Source organism: Quyinboa sediminis, assembly GCF_042219855.1.
Taxonomy (GTDB): Bacteria; Bacteroidota; Bacteroidia; order Bacteroidales; family UBA5342; genus JBHJHP01.
The window spans coordinates 381,646-399,172 of the sequence record NZ_JBHJHP010000004.1; the positions used below are offsets into that span (position 1 = coordinate 381,646).

A 17,527-nucleotide genomic window follows, 5' to 3' on the forward strand; every position below is an offset into this window, starting at 1 on the left:
AAGGTTTATTCATATCCCACTATTGTATTTACATCAACAAAAATAAAACACATGAAAAGTTTAAAAGGATCTCAAACAGAGCAAAACCTGCTCAAAGCATTTGCGGGTGAATCCCAGGCCCGTATGCGGTACAATTATTTTGCAAAACAAGCCAGAAAAGAAGGCCTGGAGCAGATAGCTGCCATTTTTGAAGAAACAGCGGTGAATGAAAAAGCACATGCCAAACGGTTTTTCAGATTTCTTGAAGGCGGAATGGTAGAAATTACGGCCAGCTATCCGGCAGGCGTTATCGGCTCAACCCTTGAAAACCTGAAAGAAGCAGCTAACGGGGAGAATGAAGAGTGGACCGAATTATATCCTGAATTTGCTAAAATCGCTGAGGATGAGGGTTTTAAGGAAGTGGCCGTGGCATTCAAGATAATTGCTAAAGTTGAAGCAGCGCATGAAGCACGCTATAAAAAACTGTACGAAAATCTTGAAAACGGAAAGGTATTCGAACGTGAAGGTAAGGTGACATGGAAGTGCCGTGTTTGCGGATATTTACATGAAGGAACCAAGCCACCGAAGGTTTGTCCGGGATGCCAGCATCCGCAGGCATATTTCGAGATTAAAGAGGAAAACTATTGATATTATACATCCAGTATTACCAGAGCTGTTTCGTTATGTTACAGCTCTTTTTTATTGTTTGGTTCTGAACTGAAAATGTTTAGAGTCGCCCCATTCGCCCAATGCTACCTCATTTTCTGCCAGTGCTATTCGGGCTTCAAGACAATTAGAGCAGTCTTCCGCATTTTCATCAGTACAAGGCTTGTTTTCGTACAATTTATAATCATCGCGGTATTTTCCTGGTGTAATGTTCGGCATAATCACGTTGGCACCGATTTTTATGGCTTTTTCCCGTCCGATTTTATCGATGGCCTGCAGTGCTGTTGCTGAGGCAATATTAATGTCTTTCATCATGATCCTGAGGATGGCAACCATTTTCAGCGTCAGTTGAAAGCGCTCTTCGATGGGCAGAAGCTGATCTTTGTACCTGTAAAGAGGTGTATCGCGATGTTCAATGTAAGGGCCCATACCAACCATATCAATATTAAATTCCTGCATAAACAAAAGATCTTTTGCCAGATCATCCATGGTTTGAAACGGTAGCCCGATCATTACACCGGTTCCGGTTTGATAGCCGCTATCCTGTAAATCTTTTAGTGCCCTGATGCGGTTTTCAAAGCGATGTTTCCCGTCATCGGGATGCAGCTTTTTATAGAGGTCAGGATTACTTGATTCTATGCGAAGTAAATATCGGTGAGCGCCACTTTCCATCCATCGCCTGTAGGTTTCTTTGCTTTGCTCTCCACACGAAAGCGTGACATGCAGTTCACCGTTTGTTTTTTGATGAATGGTTTTCAGCAGCCGGTCAATCCGGTTCACAAATACAGAACCGCTTAATTCACCCGATTGCATCACAATGGATGCATACTTGTTCTTCCAGGCAAAAATGGCTGCATTTACGATTTCTTCATCACTTAAATTGTAGCGTTTTACTTTGGAGTTATCCTTACGGATTCCGCAGTAAAAGCAATTTTTATCACATACATTCGAGAATTCAATCAGTCCCCTGAAGTAGACCTTGTCATCCACATATTGTTTTTTTACACGAGAGGATGTTTCAAAAAGCAGCCTTTTATCTTCGCCTTCAGCATTTAAAAGTGCAATTATGTTTGCTTTCGTCAGGGTGTTTGCTTTCAGTATATGTGCTATGCCTTGCATGGTTGTGGTAAAGATTAAAGGTAGTCTTCAGCTGTTTCTGTTGTTTTTACAAAAGGTGCAATGGCCCGCTTGTAAATGCCCTGAACCCAGGCAATGGACATGCCATAATTGGTTACAGGTATTCCTGCATCTATGGCTGGTTTGAGTCTGTTGATCAGCTGTTTCCTGGTAATCATACAGCCGCCGCACTGAATGACCAGGGCATAGTCCGTAATGGGACGTTCCAGTTTGTCTAGTCCGGATACCACATCGTATTCCAGTTGTTTGCCGGTGAAATTACTGATCCAGCGCGGAATTTTTACGCGGCCGATATCGTCGCATGACACATGATGTGTGCAGGATTCCAACAACAAAATCCGGTCACCATCGTTCAGTTCACTGATTTTGGGTGTGCCTTCAAGATACTTTGGAAAGTCTCCCTTAAATCTTGCCAGAACCACGCTGAATCCGGTCAATGGTATGTCTTTTGGTATGGAAGCATCTGCTTTTAAAAAGATAGAACTGTCTGTGACGGCCAGTTTGGGTTTGATGCCGGTTTTCTTAAGAAATGCGTCCACCTCGCGTTCTTTCAGCACAATGGCTACACTGTCGTTATCCAGAATATCCCTTATTGCCTGAACCTGAGGAAGAATCAGCCGGCCATCCGGTGCTTCAATATCGATGGGAACAATCAGTAAAACAATATCGCCATAGCTTAAAAGGTCGCCCAGCATGGAAGCCGTCTGATAGGCAGTGGCAGGAATTGCTGTTCTGATCGCCTGAATCAACTCTTCACTGTTTTTGGGCTCAACCGTTGAAAAATCAACAACAGCTGAACTGAACTTTCCGGCTATTGTATGTTGGGTCGCGACTGTTAATGGTGAAAGATCCGATTTATTGTGAATAAACAAAGCAGGGACTCCAAAATCGTACAAATCATGAAAAAGGCGCGTTTCTTCTTCACCAATCTCGTTATTATTGATCACAATAATACCCAGGTCGATGGACTGGATGGCCTGCCGGGTTTTTTTTATTCGCTGTTCACCTAAACTTCCTGTATCATCAATCCCGGCAGTATCCACTAAAACTACAGGGCCAATCCCATGTATTTCAATGGACTTTTTAACCGGATCAGTCGTGGTTCCCGGCGTGTCGGAAACAATGGCAATGTCCTGTCCGGTTAGCACGTTGATGATCGAGCTCTTTCCGTAATTGCGACGGCCAAAAATACCAATATGTGGTTTTAATTCTCGTCCTTTCATCTGTGATTCTAAATATCTTTTAGTGAAAACCCTTCTTTTAAAAGGTTTTCAGGTTTCATTAAAGATTCCAGTTTTTCAGCTTCAATCAACTGGAGACTGGCATTTGCCTCGAATATGGATTGTTGATTAGCCGTCATAGCTTTTGCCAGTTCTGCGGATTTGTGATAGCCCAGAACCGGGAGCAGGGCTGTCGCTATGGCCGGACTGTGGATCAACTTGTTGTATGCAGTGTCACTGTTGATCCGGATGCCCTCGATCATATTTTTCTTTAAGGTCTGGCAAGAAGCGATCAGCAGTTTTAAGGAGTCCAGAAGTTTATGACCGATGACCGGCAGATAGGCATTGAGTTCCAGACAGCCCTGTGCGCAAAGATTGCTGATGAGTATGTCGTTGCTGTAAACGGTGTGGCTGGCACTGATTACAAATTCCGGGATGACAGGGTTTACTTTGGCTGGCATTATGGAACTGCCAACCTGTTGTTTTGGAATCTCCAGTTCTTTTATAACATGCGTATCTGAAGCCAACAACCGCAGGTCGTTCACCATTTTTTCAAGATTTACAGCATGTGCCTTTAAAATGGCATGAATCTCCACAAAACTATCCAGATTCCCGGTTGCGTCATGCATGTTTTCGCTCCGGGTTACCGGTAAGCCTGTCAGTTCCTTCAAAACCTGAACCACTTCCATTACGACATAACGCGGAACTGTAAGGCCTGAACCGATGGCACTGCCACCGAGATTGACGGTCTTTATGCGTTCAAAACATTTGGATACCCGCCACCAGTCACGTGAAAGCGCATCACTATAGGTGCTGAACAGTCTGTCGAAGGATGTTGGAACAGCTTCCTGCATTTGTGTATAGCCAACCCTGAGTTTATTGCGACCATCCTGCTCTTTCAGTTCTACGGCATGACGCAGCCTGTTGATCTCTTCTTCCAGCGCATTAAGCAAATGCATCACCGCTACTTTAAGCGCTGTGGGGATGACGTCGTTTGTGGACTGGAAAATGTTGGCATGCTCCACCGGATCAATAACAGAGTAGGTGCCAGGTTTTTTACCTGTGTGAACCAAAGCCGCATTGGCAATGATTTCATTGATATTCATGTTGATGCTTGTTCCGGCACCGCCCTGTACTGCAGGAACAATAAACTGATCGTACCAGTCCCCCTGAGCCACTTTTGCTGCAACGGATTCCAGAATATGAAGTTGTGCTTCAGGAATTACCCTGATGTTTGATGTATGAAGGTCGAACTGTTTTGATGCGGCGCTGAAAAAGTGTCGTGCAGTGATATAGCAGGATTGTTTTACGATGCCCACCGCTTTATACCATTCCTTATGAAATGGTGTATGGTCCGGAAAGTTTTCTCTGGCTCTTACAGCGTTTATGCCAAAAAGTGCCTCTTCTGGAATTTCAACGGGTCCAATGAAATCGGTTTCTGTTCTCGTCATATCAGATAAGTTAAAAGTAAAGATCGCGATTTCCGGCTTTAATTTTATCAATTCGATTACGAAGCTCCGGCACGTTGGCATGGCCGTTGAGCTCTTTAATGTTCTTTTCTATCACTTCCCATCCCTTTTCTGCTGTTTTTGCCGGGGCATAATCCACCAGGTATTCTGCCAGGGTCAGAATGGCATTTGGGGAGCAGAACCGCTTGATAAATCCGGGAACCGAAAACTCCATGAAGTGTTCGCCGGTTCGGCCTAAACGGTAGCAGGCCGTACAGAAGGACGGAAGATAATCATTGTCAAGCAGTTCGTCTATAATTTCGTTCAATGACCGCTCATCGTTAATTCTGAACTGCTCCTTATCGATATGCTGATCGGCTTTTGCGGCCGCATAGGCTCCAATTTCTATTTTGGTTCCGCCGTCAATCTGTGAAACACCAAAACGCATTACCTCTTTACGCAATGCTGCATTTTCGCGTGCTGTTAGTATGAGTCCGGTATACGGAACGGCCAGTCTCAATATGGCAACCAACCTAGAAAAATCCTCATCTGATACGGTATAGTCTTTATCCAGTTTTACATCGTGTGCTTCCTGCAACCTGGGGAATGATATGGTATGCGGACCAATGTTGTAGCAGGCTTCCAGGTGGTTGGTGTGCCGGACAAGTGCCATCACCTCAAATTTCCAGTCATAAAGTCCGAACAGGGCACCAATACCTACATCATCCAGTCCCACATCCTGTGCCCTGTCTAGCGAAGTGAGCCGGTAGTTGTAATCTGCTTTTTTACCTGAAGGATGAAATTTTTTGTAAATCTCCGGATGGTAGGTTTCCTGAAAGATCTGGTAAGTGCCAATGCCGGCTTCCTTAACTTTTCTGAATCCTTCGGTGTCCAACGGAGCTGCATTGATATTGACCCGTCGTATTTCACCGTTTCCTTTTTTTACCTTATACACTGTTCTTACGGAATCTGCAATAAAATCAGCATTGTACTTTGGATGTTCACCATAAACCAGGATCAATCGCTTCTGACCATTATCCTCCAGTGCCATAACTTCGCGAATCAGTTCATCCTGATCCAGGGTATGACGTTCAGCCTCTTTATTGGTGACCCTGAATCCGCAATACTGGCAGTTGTTTGTGCATTTATTTCCTACGTACAATGGTGCGAAAAGCACAATGCGATTGCCGTATACCGCTTCTTTCAGTTTTCGGGCACCGGCTTTTATCTGCTCTATGGAATCTGCATCGCTGGCATTTAATAAATCTGCTACTTCGTCAAGAGCCAACCGTTGCTTCGATACAGATTTAGTGATGATCTCACTGATGCGTTCTTTTGATGGTTTTGGACGTTTCAGGTAATATTCTATCTCGTTTACATCTATAAACGGTTCATGAGGCTTATCCTCAACAGCATACTTCTGTGGTGTAAATTTCATGGTTTCCTCTTTATTCTTTCGCTAATACCGATTTTACGGTAATTCCTTTTAATCTCCCAAGCTTACCGCTTAATGTACTAATCTCATCAGTTGTTCCTTCAACGACGAGCGATATAACACTTACTGATTTTTCTTTTAGAGGAAGGCCTTGTCTGGCAATGATTACGGGTGATTGTTCTGACAGGATCATGTTCAGTTGCTGAACGTGGTCCTTGTTTTTTATAAGTATGAGCAGGGCTCCTAATCGCTTCTCCATTAGAAAAATCCTTTGGGTCAGTTAAATATTAATTGAGATCTTCGGGCCGATAAATCAGCTTTTCAGATTACGGAACAAAGGTATAAAAAACTTTTAATTAGAGAAATATTTCTTTAATTAAAAAGAAAAAATAACCCGGTGCTTTGTCCGGGTTATTATGTCTTTTATTCTGAAAGAATCAATTGTTTCTTTTCATTTATTTTATCGAGTTTTTCCTGCTGAACCTTTAAAAGATCGCGTTTTACCTGTACGTCTTTTACCTTGTTTTCAAGGTTTAGTTTAAGCTGCTCAATATTATTTTCCATTTCGGTAATTTCACTTTGCAACTCTTTGTTTTCAGCTTCTAATTCCAGAATTTTCTTTTCATTTTTGCTGACATCAGACTTGTCCTTTAATATATCGCCCTGAAGTTTGACGATATCTTTATCCACATCTGCTTTATCCTTCATCGCTTTTTCAAGATCTGATTCAACATCATCGTGAACATCCTGTATTTTTTCCATTTCGTTTGCTACAAGTCGCAGCTGATAAAATTTAACAAAGCGTTTTATAAATGTCTCAATTTTTTCGCTCTCTTCCGGATATTCTTTTTTTGAAAGGTATTCATAGCGGTTTACGGAAATTGCAACTGTTAATCCTGCTTCAGGAGCTTTTTCATTCACCATGGAATATAATGTTACCTGCTTATTGGTAATATCCGGCAGATGAATATCAGGAGCAATACGTAAACTTCCCGATCTTTTAAGCCTGACATCATAGTTGTCCTTTAAAAAGTCTTGCCACGCATCTTCCAGTTCTTTTCTATCTCCTTCAAATATAACCTGAAAAGCGGGATTGGGATTTCCGTCATATTCCAGTGTAGTTGTAAAAACTTTTGTATTTCCGATTACAGAATACGGGCCGTTTTGTGCATTTATAAATGAAAATGAGACAAACACTGCAAACAGTGCTGCAATAAGCTTAAGTTTTTTCATAATTATCAATTTTAAGTATAACGTAATCAAACGTGGTTGTGTTTAATTGTTTGATTAATAATTACAAAGGTAGTGTAAAACTGAATGTGGAACCCTTGCCTGAAACAGAATTTAAGCTGATTTCACCACCCAGTATTTCCACCAGGCCTTTTGAAATTGATAAACCAATACCTGCGCCTCCTTTCTGACTTGCTTTCTCATCGGCTTGTCTGAACCGCTCAAAAATCATGGCCTGTTTGTTCTTTTCAATTCCAACACCAGTATCTGAAACGTAGATTTTAACAAAATTATTTTCAGTCCGCTTGCATCCCAGTATAATTTCACCGCTTTCAGTAAACTTAAACGCGTTATTCAGAAGGTTTGTTATAATTTGTCTGACGCGGGCAGGATCCGTATTCAGAACCGTATTTTCATCCGTTTCAATATTAAGTTTAAAGTCTACTGCCGATTTACCTGACTTGATCCAAAGCATATTAAAACTTTCATAAAGCTTTTGAAGGATATCCGAAATATTTTCGTCGGATTTAATAATTTTTATTTGACCGACCTCAATTTTTGAAATATCCAGGATATCATCAATCAGCGTTAATAAATCCACCGAACGTTGCTGAATGATTTCGGTATAGTGTTGTCTTTCTTCCTTATCAAGATCATATTCATTAATGAGTTCAGAAAATCCAACAATGGCATTCATCGGCGTTCTGATTTCATGGCTCATGTTGGCCAGAAATGTTGACTTGAGCTTGTCACTCTCTTCAGCCTTTTCTTTAGCCCTGATTAATTCTGCTTCTGTACGTTTTTTATAAATAAAGATGCTCATTTCGTGCGCAACAAGTTCAAGGATCTCCAGATGGGTGTCGTTGAGTGCATCTTCCGAATGATAGTTCTGCATGACCAGTGCTCCTATTGGATCACTCTCTGAAATCAAGGGAACACTTATCCAGCATTTCGGCATCGATCCAACAAGGTTTATTGTACCTTCTTCCGTCATTTTTCGGATATCATCTTCTTTCAGAACCAAAGGTTTTTTCTGCTCAATGGTGTAACCTGTGATTGATTTTTTAGCAGACCATTCCTCAATTTTATCCTTCTCATCAGTAAAATAAGGTGCATACAGCATATCTCGCTCTTCATTATAAAGAGCACAAAGGAAATTGGAAGTGTCAATCACTTCTTCCAGTTCATTATGAATAACTTTAATCAGTTCGTGCAGCGAGGTGGATTTAATGGCCGAAACAGAAATATTATAAAGCATGCGCTGTATCCTGGAAGACTTTTTCTGTTCTGTAATGTCCATTCCAAAACCAACTATTCCTTTTACATTATTATTGCTGTCTTTCCATGGGACTTTGGAGGTCAGGTACCATATCTTATCCTGCTTTGAAAGATTAATGCATTCTTCCTTGTTGATAATTGATTTTCCATGATGTATAACATCAAGATCATCTGTTCTAAAAATATCAGAAAGTTTTTCAGGAAATATCTCTTCGTCAGTTTTGTTTTTTAAATCGCCGGATTTTAGACCCAGTTCAGGAATACCACGATTATTGGACATGATTTTTTTCCGCTTCAGATCTTTTACATAAATTTCAAACGGCGCACTGTTGATAATGGTTTGCAATAGGTTTCGATCGGCTTTTATCTCTTCCTCGTATCGCTTAATTTCGGTTATGTCTTTTGCCAGGGCAATTATGACGGATTCCCCCATATAATATCCGGGATATAAATTTACAAGCTTCGGAAATACTTCTCCGTTACTGCGTTGGCCCCAGAATTCAAATTCCTGTTCTTCACCATCAATCACTTTAGACAGTGACCGGGCAAGCATATTGAGATCATTCATCCCTTCCGCTGCCAGATGTTCCGGTTTTTTACCTAAAAAGTATTCTCTCGGGTAACCATACATTTCAACAGCCCCTTTATTAACCTCAATAAACTCTCCGGTTAAACTCTGAATGTAGATCGCCTCTTTTATTGTGTTGAATAAGCCCGTAAAATTATCAATGCTTTCCCTTAGTTTTTCCTGGGTAAGCTTTTTCTGATCTATGTTTTTTGTAACACCCAGAATACCGATGCACTCGCCCGAATTGTTATAAATACCTTTTATATTTAGTTCGACCCAAAATGAGGTGCCGTCCTTGTGCAGTTGTTTAAGCTGAACATTTACTTTGGGATAAACTTTATTCTGTTCCAGGTAGTAGAACCCTTGTTTAATCATTTCAGAAACTTCAGGAATAAACTCAGGACTAAGGGTATCAAAGATGGTCTCCTTCATTGCCTCTTCTACGGTACATCCTCTGAGTTTTACAATGGAAGGACTGATATAGGTAAATTCTCCTTTCAGATTCATTGTCCAGACCACATCTTCAGAATTTTCAGCAATCAGATTATATTTTCCATCGCTGATCTGCAATGCCTCATTTGTTTCTGTAATCTGATGTTGCGATATGTTCTGGATAAGTTTGATACAATCTTCCATGCTGGTTTTTCCTCCGGAAAAATCAGTTAGAATTTGCTTTAAATCCGATGTTCTGATATCAACTGCTTGCTCAGATATTTTCATTAAATGTTACCTAAGAATAAATTGGTTTCAAATTTATATTAAATAATTGTTAATTCCTAACGACTTTTAGTATATTTGTCGTTGTAATATGTTTTGAAGACTTGAAGATAAAGGTTTTTCCTCAATTGGAATAATTTTTATCTCTGTTTCTAAATGTGTATACTTGCAGTATTAAATCTGGTTTTTATTTTGCAGGATAAGGAAATACTGGAAAGGATAGCAAAAGGTGATAAACAGGCGTTTGCGATTGTTTATAATGAATATTATAAGCCATTGTGCTATTATGCCTATAAATTCTTTCAGGATGACATTACCGCTGAAGATATTGTCCAGAAAACAATGGTTAAACTTTGGGAGCAGAGACGAAAAATTACCGAGATAAACTCTATCTCGTCTTTTTTGTACAGAACCGTTCATAACAACAGCATTAATGAATTAAAGCACAGACAGGTCATCGATAAACATGCTGACAACATCAAATCGGAACTTGATGCTGCTGCCTACGAAAGTCCGGATGAGGAATATGAGGACCGGTTGAATAAAACATTAATGGATGCAATTAATGATCTTCCTCCTAAAAAGAGCGAGATTTTTAAGCTTAAATATTTTAAAGGGATGAAGCATAAAGAAATTGCTGAGCAGTTGGGAATATCATATAGAACGGTTGAGACGCATATTGTAAAAGGCTTACAGAAGCTCCGCGAAACTTTGGGTGATAAAAAATTTTTTGCGGATGAGTAAGTAGTAGTTAACAGGTAATTGTCTATTTCTCGAAAGATGATGATTGAATCTAAACATATTGATGAAATTGACCGACTGATTGTACGTTATAAGAATAACGATGCTTCAAAAGATGAACAGTTGGCCCTCCTGAATTGGATTAAGGAATCCGGATCAAACAGGAAATACTATCAGGAAACCGTTGCACTCTGCGATAGACTAAATAATGCGCACGTAAACTTTGACAGTGAAAAGGCGTATGAGAATTTCCTGAAAGAAACCGCTGTTGCCGGAAATATTTTTAAACTTACTCCCTTTTTGAGAATAGCTGCTTCAGTTCTTATAGTATTAAGTATCGGTTTAACGGCACTGTTCTTAAGCACAAGAAGTGTGAATCAGGTTGTTGTTGCAACCAATGTTGAGATTCTTGATCAGGATTTGCCGGATAAGACTGAAGTCACCTTAAATAAAGAAAGTGAATTGACTTACCCGTCCCGTTTTACGGAAGAAAAGCGTAAGGTTAAACTGAACGGTCAGGCATTTTTTAATGTGCATCACAATGAAAAGCATCCGTTTGTAGTTAAAGCCGGACCGGTTGAAGTAGAAGTGCTAGGGACTTCTTTTGATGTGCACAACGATACATTGCTTCAGGTTACGACAGTAACCGTTGAAACCGGTAAAGTTAAAGTCAGCTACCCCGATAACAATTTTATTGCTTACCTGGAACCCGGTGATCAGTGTTCTGTAAACTGGGGAAATAAATCCACCCGGGAAAGTAAAGTTAATGATGCAAATTATAAAGCTTGGCTTACTAAGGTTCTGGTATTTGAATCTTCACCCTTGTCTAAAGTCATTAAAGATCTCAATCAGGTTTATGATAAAAAGATTGTTATTGCTGATCAGAATCTGAGAAACTGTATGCTTACCACGAAAATTGATAATACCCCGCAAAAAGAGGTTTTAACCATGCTGGAAAAATCACTGAATGTTGAAGTGATTGATAACGGCGAAATGTATATAATTATTGGTGACGGTTGCGTTCAGTAATTAAATCACTATATTTGACAAAACCTTTAATATGCGGGTGAAGAGTAGAAAATTATATCTCTTACCATTCTTGTTTTTCTTCTTTTTTGTTCTGAATTCTATCAGTTTATCAGGACAGGATAACCTGTTGTTATATACCACCAAGATAACTGTAAATGCACAGAATACCCAAATAAGGGAAATATTGAGCCTGATTGAACGAAATAATAACATCGTCTTCTCATACAAAGATGGTTTATTTGATGATCAGACCAGAAGAACTTTTATTGTTAAGGATTTACCGCTTTATAATGCGCTGGATTCGCTTTTACAGTCTGATTCACTCTCGTATTATCCACTCGGAAGAAATGTTGTAATCTATAAACCATCGACCTTGCGACCCCGCAATATTGTAGTGCGGGATACCCTGGTCCAGAATGTCCTGCGTAAGGATACCGTACATGTGAAAGTTCTTAAACGTGATACGGTCATCGTTTTCAAAACAGATACGCTGTTTGATACAATCTTTGTTAAAGATCCATATCCGGTTTACGATACACTATACATGGATAAGCCCCGAATACAGTTGCTGGGTTTTTATAACTATAATTTTTACCAGGTTAAGCGAACCGGTGTTCCACGGAATATGGAATATACAGATTCGTTGTATCAGAATTCTGAAGGTAATCCCGGAACATACAGGCTTGGGGTACTCGCGCAGGTTAATCTGAACGAAAAATTCTATTTTAAAACCGGTGTTGGTTTTGGAAAAAGCAGCTGGAACAGCGATTATAGTTTCAGGACAATAACAACGGATTCATCACACGTGGTGGATTACCATGTAAGCATGGAAACAGAAATTTTTAAGACAGATTCTATCTTTATATATTTCCCCGGATCTGACACCTTATGGTTCTATGATTATGATACAACTTATCATTACAGCACAAATCCTGAGTATAAAAGAGATACCTCAGATTATTCCTATTCCGGAAAAAACGAATTTGTGTTCCTGTCTGTACCGATCTACCTGGGATGGGAAGTTCCCGTTTTTAAAAAGAGTAAGTTTTTTGGAGAAGCCGGATTAATCATGGATTTTTTATTATCGGCTAAGGGAATGGCTTTGTCTGAGTCACCTTATGGCGAATTAGTCCCATTGGCGGATCTGCCTCTAAGCCCGATCAGTGCTTTTTTCTCGTTGGGTGTTGGCTTTGAAAGTCCTTTATCTGAAAAGATGAATTGGTTTGTGAAGTTAAATTACGATTGGCAAATGAACTCTGATTTTGCTAAAATATATCCGGTGCATCAAAGGCGGCAGGGGCTCGGATTTTCTCTTGGTGTCAAATTCTGACACAAATTTCTGTGAAATTTAAGTTAATTGTACGTGTTTTTATTTTTAATATTGTCATTAAGGTGTATTATGACTTATTTCTGTTTCATGACCTGCCAGGAGCATACGTTATAAAAGTTATTACGGAATAAAAAAGATATACTGATTAATACGAAACACTCATGAGATGACGAAGAGATTCATGCTTTGAGAGATTTTGGTCAAATTAAGTGGGTTAACTTCAATTTTTATCTTCGTCAGTCTTAAAGTCGAAATGGTGGTATCCATATACACTACAGAAAACCACCATCTCTTCTTGGTCAAGAAAGGCATGCTCCGGCGGGAGATGCCTTTTTTTGTTGATGTAAAGATAAGAAAATGCAATGGTATTAACAGCACAGCTCAACATACAATCCTGAAAGACTTAAATTAATTCGTTTTCATTTCTATATTTGCACTCATGAAAAATGGTGGAATAAAGAATCTATTATTTGACCTTGGGGGAGTAATTCTGGATCTGGATAAACAGAAATGTTTTGATTCTTTTACCGAACTTGGGGTTGACCTGAACGGTCATGGACTGGGTTTTTACGGACAGAAAGGGCTGCTTGGAGAACTGGAGCTGGGATTGATAGATGAAGCGGATTTTTATGAGCGGTTCAGAGAAGAATATGGTACAAATGCAGATAATGCATCAATAAAACGGGCATGGAACAGCTTTTTGATTGGGATTCCGGCAGGAAGGCTTGAATTTCTTAAAATTCTTAAGCAAAACTATAATATGTTCCTGTTGAGTAACACGAGTAAAATTCATCATGATTACTGGCATCCCATGTTTAGTTATGACAGTCAACGACAGGGAGCTAATTATTTTTTTGATGGTATTTATTGTTCGTATATGTCGCAGGTTGCAAAACCAGACCGAAAGGCATTTGAAAACGTTATTACCCGAACAGGCATCGTTCCGGAAGAAACGCTGTTTTTTGATGACAGTGAAGCCAATGTAAAGGCAGCTTCAGAAATGGGCTTTAAGACTGTTTTGATTCCTGAGGGTGAAAAGCTTGAGGTTATTTATATTGACAAGCTGGTATAGTTTTCATAATTTTGCGCTTTATTTTAAGTATTGTAAATTTCGTAAAATGAAACCACAGGTTAGCATAATAATGGGAAGTACCAGCGATTTGCCGGTAATGGAGAAAGCTGCAAAAGTACTGGACGATTTTGAAATTCCATTCGAGATAAATGCGCTTTCGGCGCACAGAACACCGGAAGAGGTGGAAAAATTTGCCAAAGGGGCTAAAGATCGAGGCATAAAAGTTATAATTGCAGCAGCTGGTATGGCAGCACACCTGCCAGGTGTTATCGCAGCTATGACAACTTTGCCGGTTATTGGAGTGCCTGTAAAGGCCAGTTTGGATGGTATGGATTCGCTGCTGGCAATCGTACAGATGCCTCCCGGTATTCCGGTAGCAACAGTTGGTATTAACGGAGCGATGAATGCAGGTATTTTAGCTGCACAGATGATTGCTGTAGGTGATGAAAAAATTCAGAACAGGCTGCTGCAGTTTAAAGAAGAATTAAAGGAAAAAATAGTTAAAGCCAATAAAGAACTAAAAGAGGTTAAGTTTAAGTTCAAAACCAACTGATTTTGATTATTCCCGTTTATTTTGATGATCGCATTTTAAAACTTACCGATAATCTTGAGGAGACCATGGCTTCTGGATTTGATGCAATACATGAATACTCCTCATTTAACGATTTAAAGTTATTTATTGATAAGTTTGATTCAAACCAGCATCTGGCCAATGGCATTCTTTACAGTTCCGGATCAACAGAAAAATTACTGGAACTTATTAAGCCCTGTTTCAGGTATATTGATGCTGCCGGGGGAATCGTTTACAATAAAAAAGGCGAAATTCTGTTTATATTCAGAAGAGGTAAGTGGGATTTACCAAAAGGGAAGAAAAACAAAGGTGAACAGATAGAAGATACGGCGGTGAGGGAAGTTAAGGAAGAGTGCGGGCTGAACGACTGTGTGATCACTGATTTCATAACAGCAACTTATCATACCTATCATATAAAGCAAAAAACGGTTTTAAAAAAAACCTACTGGTATAAAATGAAGACCGGAGATTTACGAATAAAACCACAAACTGAAGAAGGTATAACAAAAACGGAATGGTTAAACAGGTCTGATTTGGATAAGGTATGGCACAATACTTATCAGTCAGTGAAGGATGTTATTGAGAGGATTTAAAGAATGGCAATTGTTACATTGGTTACCGGCGGAAATATAGGAAACAGGTATGATTCCCTGTCGGAAGCGCAAAGAGCTGTAGAGGAGAGGATAGGTGATGTTTTGGTTTCCAGTTCATATTATGAGTCGGAACCCTGGGGATTTGATTCAGATTTGCCGTTTATAAACCAGGCACTGATTGTTTCAACCAAACTATCGCCGTATGAGGTTCTTGAAGAAATTAAACGTATAGAAATAGCCGTGGGAAGAACAAGTAAGTCGTCCAATGGTGTTTATACGGACCGCATCGTGGATATTGATATCATCTTTTACGACAATCTTGTAATGTTCGATGATCCTGAACTGATTATCCCTCATCCACATATGCATAAGCGACGGTTTGTTCTTGAACCTTTGAATGAAATTGCTTCCAAACTGGTTCATCCAACTAAGCGGATTTCAGTGGAGGCATTACTACATGCCTGCATTGATACGAATAAAGTTTATTCAGCACGGAGTATCTGATCTAGTTTTCCCTTGTAAAGACGGGATTTTCAGCTGTGCTTAAATGGCCGTTAAAATAGTAGCCTTCTTCATTAAATGCTTTCAGGTCTTCAGGATCAGTCAGTTTGTTTTTTAAAATAAATCTGCTCATTAATCCTCTTGCTTTCTTGGCATAAATGGCAATAATTTTATACGATCCGTTTTTCAGATCTTTAAAGTCCGGTGTAATAACAGGTGCATTTAATTTCTGTGGATTTAAGGCTCTGTAATATTCTTTGCTGGCAAGGTTGATCACAGGTCCTCCTGTTGCTGCAATCTGTGCGTTGATTTCATTCGTAATCTTATCCCCCCAGAACTCATACAGAGAGCCAAAATCCATTTCTGTACCCATTTCCAGCCGGTAGGGCTTAATAGTATCCAGTGGTTTAAGGATGCCAAATAATCCGGATAAAATCCGAAGATGATTCTGTGCATATTCCAGCTCTTTTTCAGTAAATTCCCACCCCTTTAATCCATTGAAAACCTCGCCCTTAAATGCGCAAATGGCTTTGAGTTTTTCGGTATCTGATCTGTCCCATGACTGAAACCGCTCATAATTGAGGATGGCCAGTTTCTGACTTATACCCATGAGTTCGATAAGATCACTGGTTGTATATTGTTTCATATATGAAGCCAGCTTGTTGGCCTCATGTTCAAAAACGGGGTCGGTTGAATGATCTGTACTGCATGGCAGATCGTTAACAATGGTTTTGGCCGGAGAGATTATGATGATCATTGTAATCGTTTTTTAATAAAACTAACATATCTATAAAATTGTTTATGGTATAATTTGTGAATATAACAGATAATAACTTCCTTCGAATGTTAAAATTTAAGAAAATGAAATATACACTTTCTGTTTTACTGGTCCTGATCGCAATTAATGTAAGCGCACAGTTTCATTATAATGAGGAAATAAAAACCCATAAATTTCCTGTATATAAAGTTGATAACCTGGATCTTCCAAAGATTAAGGAGGGTAAGAAGCCGGAAAACATTATTTTACTGATCGGTGACGGTATGGGAATTGCGCAGATTCAGGCAGGAATGACAGTGAACAGGGGAATGTTGTACCTTGGTTATTTTAAAAATACAGGTTTTTCCAAGACGTATTCAGCAGATAATTACATTACGGATTCTGCAGCAGGTGGAACGGCATTGTCAAGCGGAGAAAAAACCAGAAACGGAATGATTGCGATGTCGCCGGATTCATTGCCTGTAGAAACCATTCTTGAGATTGCAGAAAAACTAGGCAAGAGTACGGGGCTTGTATCCACTTCTTCTATTACCCATGCAACGCCAGCCAGCTTTATTGCACATCAGCCGTCTCGAAACATGTACGAAGATATTGCGGCTGATTTTCTCAAAACAGATTTTGAAGTTATTATTGGTGGAGGTTATGATAACTTCGCAAAACGCAAAGACAACAGGAATCTACTGGATACATTTAAGGATAAGGGGTATCAGGTTTTAACCGACATGAAGCAGATAGAAGATGTGAAAGCAGGTAAGCTGGTAGGATTGACGGCCGGGGAACATAATCCTCCATTTGATGAACGGGGAGATATGTTACCTAAGGCAGCAGAAACTGCAATACATATTCTGAATACTAATCGTAAGGGTTTTTTTCTTATGATTGAAGGGTCGCAAATTGACTGGGGTGGTCATGCCAATAATACAGATTATATTGTTGGCGAAATGCTCGATTTTGATTACACTATTGGTGAAGCCCTGAAATTTGCAGCTAAAAATAAAAACACACTTGTGATTGTTACTGCCGATCATGAAACCGGCGGAATGGCTCTCTCTGGTGGAGACTATGATTCGGGTGAAGTTAAAGCATCATACACAACTAAATCTCATACAGGAATTATGGTTCCGGTGTTTGCATGGGGACCCGGTTCAGAGGAATTCAGAGGGATAATGGATAATACCGATGTATTTAAAAAGATGCAAAAACTATTAACCAACAAATGACGGCTCTGTTTTAG

17 protein-coding genes are annotated in these 17,527 nt (G+C 39.7%); 9 read left to right on the top strand and 8 right to left on the bottom strand.

The window, feature by feature from the left end:
• Window positions 1-51 precede the first annotated feature (51 nt).
• Window positions 52-627: a rubrerythrin gene (rbr, locus tag ACE1EF_RS12005; protein ID WP_375720911.1), complete on the top strand. Its 576-nt coding sequence runs from the start codon at window positions 52-54 to the stop codon at window positions 625-627.
• A gap of 51 nt (window positions 628-678) precedes the next feature.
• Here the strand turns inward: rbr and hydE are convergent, their stop codons facing one another.
• The 7 genes from hydE to ACE1EF_RS12040 form a co-directional block, all read right to left on the bottom strand.
• Entirely contained in the window at window positions 679-1,764 is a 1,086-nt protein-coding gene (gene hydE, locus ACE1EF_RS12010; protein ID WP_375720912.1) for a [FeFe] hydrogenase H-cluster radical SAM maturase HydE, read from the bottom strand.
• A 14-nt stretch (window positions 1,765-1,778) separates the two neighbouring features.
• Complete coding sequence (hydF, locus tag ACE1EF_RS12015; RefSeq protein WP_375720913.1) at window positions 1,779-3,005, bottom strand: [FeFe] hydrogenase H-cluster maturation GTPase HydF; 1,227 nt, start codon at window positions 3,003-3,005, stop codon at window positions 1,779-1,781.
• Window positions 3,006-3,013: 8 nt separating this feature from the next.
• Entirely contained in the window at window positions 3,014-4,453 is a 1,440-nt protein-coding gene (locus tag ACE1EF_RS12020; RefSeq protein WP_375720914.1) for a lyase family protein, read from the bottom strand.
• A 10-nt stretch (window positions 4,454-4,463) separates the two neighbouring features.
• A complete protein-coding gene (hydG, locus tag ACE1EF_RS12025) occupies window positions 4,464-5,888 on the bottom strand; it encodes a [FeFe] hydrogenase H-cluster radical SAM maturase HydG (protein ID WP_375720915.1) in 1,425 nt (474 codons plus the stop codon).
• Between the two features lie 10 nt (window positions 5,889-5,898).
• Entirely contained in the window at window positions 5,899-6,144 is a 246-nt protein-coding gene (locus ACE1EF_RS12030; protein WP_375720916.1) for a TM1266 family iron-only hydrogenase system putative regulator, read from the bottom strand.
• A gap of 164 nt (window positions 6,145-6,308) precedes the next feature.
• A complete protein-coding gene (locus tag ACE1EF_RS12035) occupies window positions 6,309-7,118 on the bottom strand; it encodes a hypothetical protein (RefSeq protein WP_375720917.1) in 810 nt (269 codons plus the stop codon).
• Between the two features lie 61 nt (window positions 7,119-7,179).
• Window positions 7,180-9,681, bottom strand: a complete 2,502-nt coding sequence (locus ACE1EF_RS12040; RefSeq protein ID WP_375720918.1) for a PAS domain S-box protein — start codon at window positions 9,679-9,681, stop codon at window positions 7,180-7,182.
• A 153-nt stretch (window positions 9,682-9,834) separates the two neighbouring features.
• Here ACE1EF_RS12040 and ACE1EF_RS12045 point away from each other — a divergent pair, with 153 nt between their 5' ends.
• The 7 genes from ACE1EF_RS12045 to folK all read left to right on the top strand — a co-directional run bounded on the left by ACE1EF_RS12045 (window position 9,835) and on the right by folK (window position 15,518).
• Entirely contained in the window at window positions 9,835-10,422 is a 588-nt protein-coding gene (locus ACE1EF_RS12045; protein WP_375720919.1) for an RNA polymerase sigma factor, read from the top strand.
• A gap of 36 nt (window positions 10,423-10,458) precedes the next feature.
• The gene (locus ACE1EF_RS12050) at window positions 10,459-11,448 is read left to right on the top strand and encodes a FecR family protein (RefSeq protein WP_375720920.1); all 990 of its coding nucleotides are present in this window, start codon (window positions 10,459-10,461) and stop codon (window positions 11,446-11,448) included.
• Between the two features lie 37 nt (window positions 11,449-11,485).
• Window positions 11,486-12,778, top strand: coding sequence for a hypothetical protein (locus ACE1EF_RS12055; RefSeq protein WP_375720921.1), 1,293 nt, complete (start codon window positions 11,486-11,488; stop codon window positions 12,776-12,778).
• A gap of 439 nt (window positions 12,779-13,217) precedes the next feature.
• Window positions 13,218-13,850 (top strand): HAD family hydrolase, encoded by a 633-nt coding sequence (locus ACE1EF_RS12060; protein ID WP_375720922.1) that lies wholly within the window; start codon window positions 13,218-13,220, stop codon window positions 13,848-13,850.
• Window positions 13,810-14,403, top strand: a complete 594-nt coding sequence (gene purE, locus ACE1EF_RS12065; protein ID WP_473774492.1) for a 5-(carboxyamino)imidazole ribonucleotide mutase — start codon at window positions 13,810-13,812, stop codon at window positions 14,401-14,403. The genes ACE1EF_RS12060 and purE overlap by 41 nt, the downstream gene beginning before the upstream one ends.
• Before the next feature lie 2 nt (window positions 14,404-14,405).
• Window positions 14,406-15,014: an NUDIX hydrolase gene (locus tag ACE1EF_RS12070; RefSeq protein ID WP_375720924.1), complete on the top strand. Its 609-nt coding sequence runs from the start codon at window positions 14,406-14,408 to the stop codon at window positions 15,012-15,014.
• Window positions 15,015-15,017: 3 nt separating this feature from the next.
• Window positions 15,018-15,518 (top strand): 2-amino-4-hydroxy-6-hydroxymethyldihydropteridine diphosphokinase, encoded by a 501-nt coding sequence (folK, locus tag ACE1EF_RS12075; protein WP_375720925.1) that lies wholly within the window; start codon window positions 15,018-15,020, stop codon window positions 15,516-15,518.
• A 1-nt stretch (window position 15,519) separates the two neighbouring features.
• Here folK and yaaA read toward each other — a convergent pair whose 3' ends face one another.
• A complete protein-coding gene (gene yaaA, locus ACE1EF_RS12080; RefSeq protein WP_375720926.1) occupies window positions 15,520-16,272 on the bottom strand; it encodes a peroxide stress protein YaaA in 753 nt (250 codons plus the stop codon).
• 104 nt (window positions 16,273-16,376) lie between these two features.
• Here yaaA and ACE1EF_RS12085 point away from each other — a divergent pair, with 104 nt between their 5' ends.
• Window positions 16,377-17,513 (top strand): alkaline phosphatase, encoded by a 1,137-nt coding sequence (locus ACE1EF_RS12085; protein ID WP_375720927.1) that lies wholly within the window; start codon window positions 16,377-16,379, stop codon window positions 17,511-17,513.
• The last annotated feature ends 14 nt before the right edge of the window (window positions 17,514-17,527 follow it).

Excerpts from the sequence above, each read along its gene's own strand:
- ACE1EF_RS12050 (WP_375720920.1), top strand. The coding sequence starts at position 10,459 with ATGATGATTGAATCTAAACATATTGATGAAATTGACCGACTGATTGTA.
- hydF (WP_375720913.1), bottom strand. The coding sequence starts at position 3,005 with ATGAAAGGACGAGAATTAAAACCACATATTGGTATTTTTGGCCGTCGC.
- rbr (WP_375720911.1), top strand. The coding sequence starts at position 52 with ATGAAAAGTTTAAAAGGATCTCAAACAGAGCAAAACCTGCTCAAAGCA.
- ACE1EF_RS12035 (WP_375720917.1), bottom strand. The coding sequence starts at position 7,118 with ATGAAAAAACTTAAGCTTATTGCAGCACTGTTTGCAGTGTTTGTCTCA.
- folK (WP_375720925.1), top strand. The coding sequence starts at position 15,018 with ATGGCAATTGTTACATTGGTTACCGGCGGAAATATAGGAAACAGGTAT.
- ACE1EF_RS12040 (WP_375720918.1), bottom strand. The coding sequence starts at position 9,681 with ATGAAAATATCTGAGCAAGCAGTTGATATCAGAACATCGGATTTAAAG.
- ACE1EF_RS12020 (WP_375720914.1), bottom strand. The coding sequence starts at position 4,453 with ATGACGAGAACAGAAACCGATTTCATTGGACCCGTTGAAATTCCAGAA.
- ACE1EF_RS12060 (WP_375720922.1), top strand. The coding sequence starts at position 13,218 with ATGAAAAATGGTGGAATAAAGAATCTATTATTTGACCTTGGGGGAGTA.
- hydG (WP_375720915.1), bottom strand. The coding sequence starts at position 5,888 with ATGAAATTTACACCACAGAAGTATGCTGTTGAGGATAAGCCTCATGAA.
- ACE1EF_RS12045 (WP_375720919.1), top strand. The coding sequence starts at position 9,835 with ATGTGTATACTTGCAGTATTAAATCTGGTTTTTATTTTGCAGGATAAG.
- ACE1EF_RS12030 (WP_375720916.1), bottom strand. The coding sequence starts at position 6,144 with ATGGAGAAGCGATTAGGAGCCCTGCTCATACTTATAAAAAACAAGGAC.
- ACE1EF_RS12085 (WP_375720927.1), top strand. The coding sequence starts at position 16,377 with ATGAAATATACACTTTCTGTTTTACTGGTCCTGATCGCAATTAATGTA.
- hydE (WP_375720912.1), bottom strand. The coding sequence starts at position 1,764 with ATGCAAGGCATAGCACATATACTGAAAGCAAACACCCTGACGAAAGCA.
- yaaA (WP_375720926.1), bottom strand. The coding sequence starts at position 16,272 with ATGATCATCATAATCTCTCCGGCCAAAACCATTGTTAACGATCTGCCA.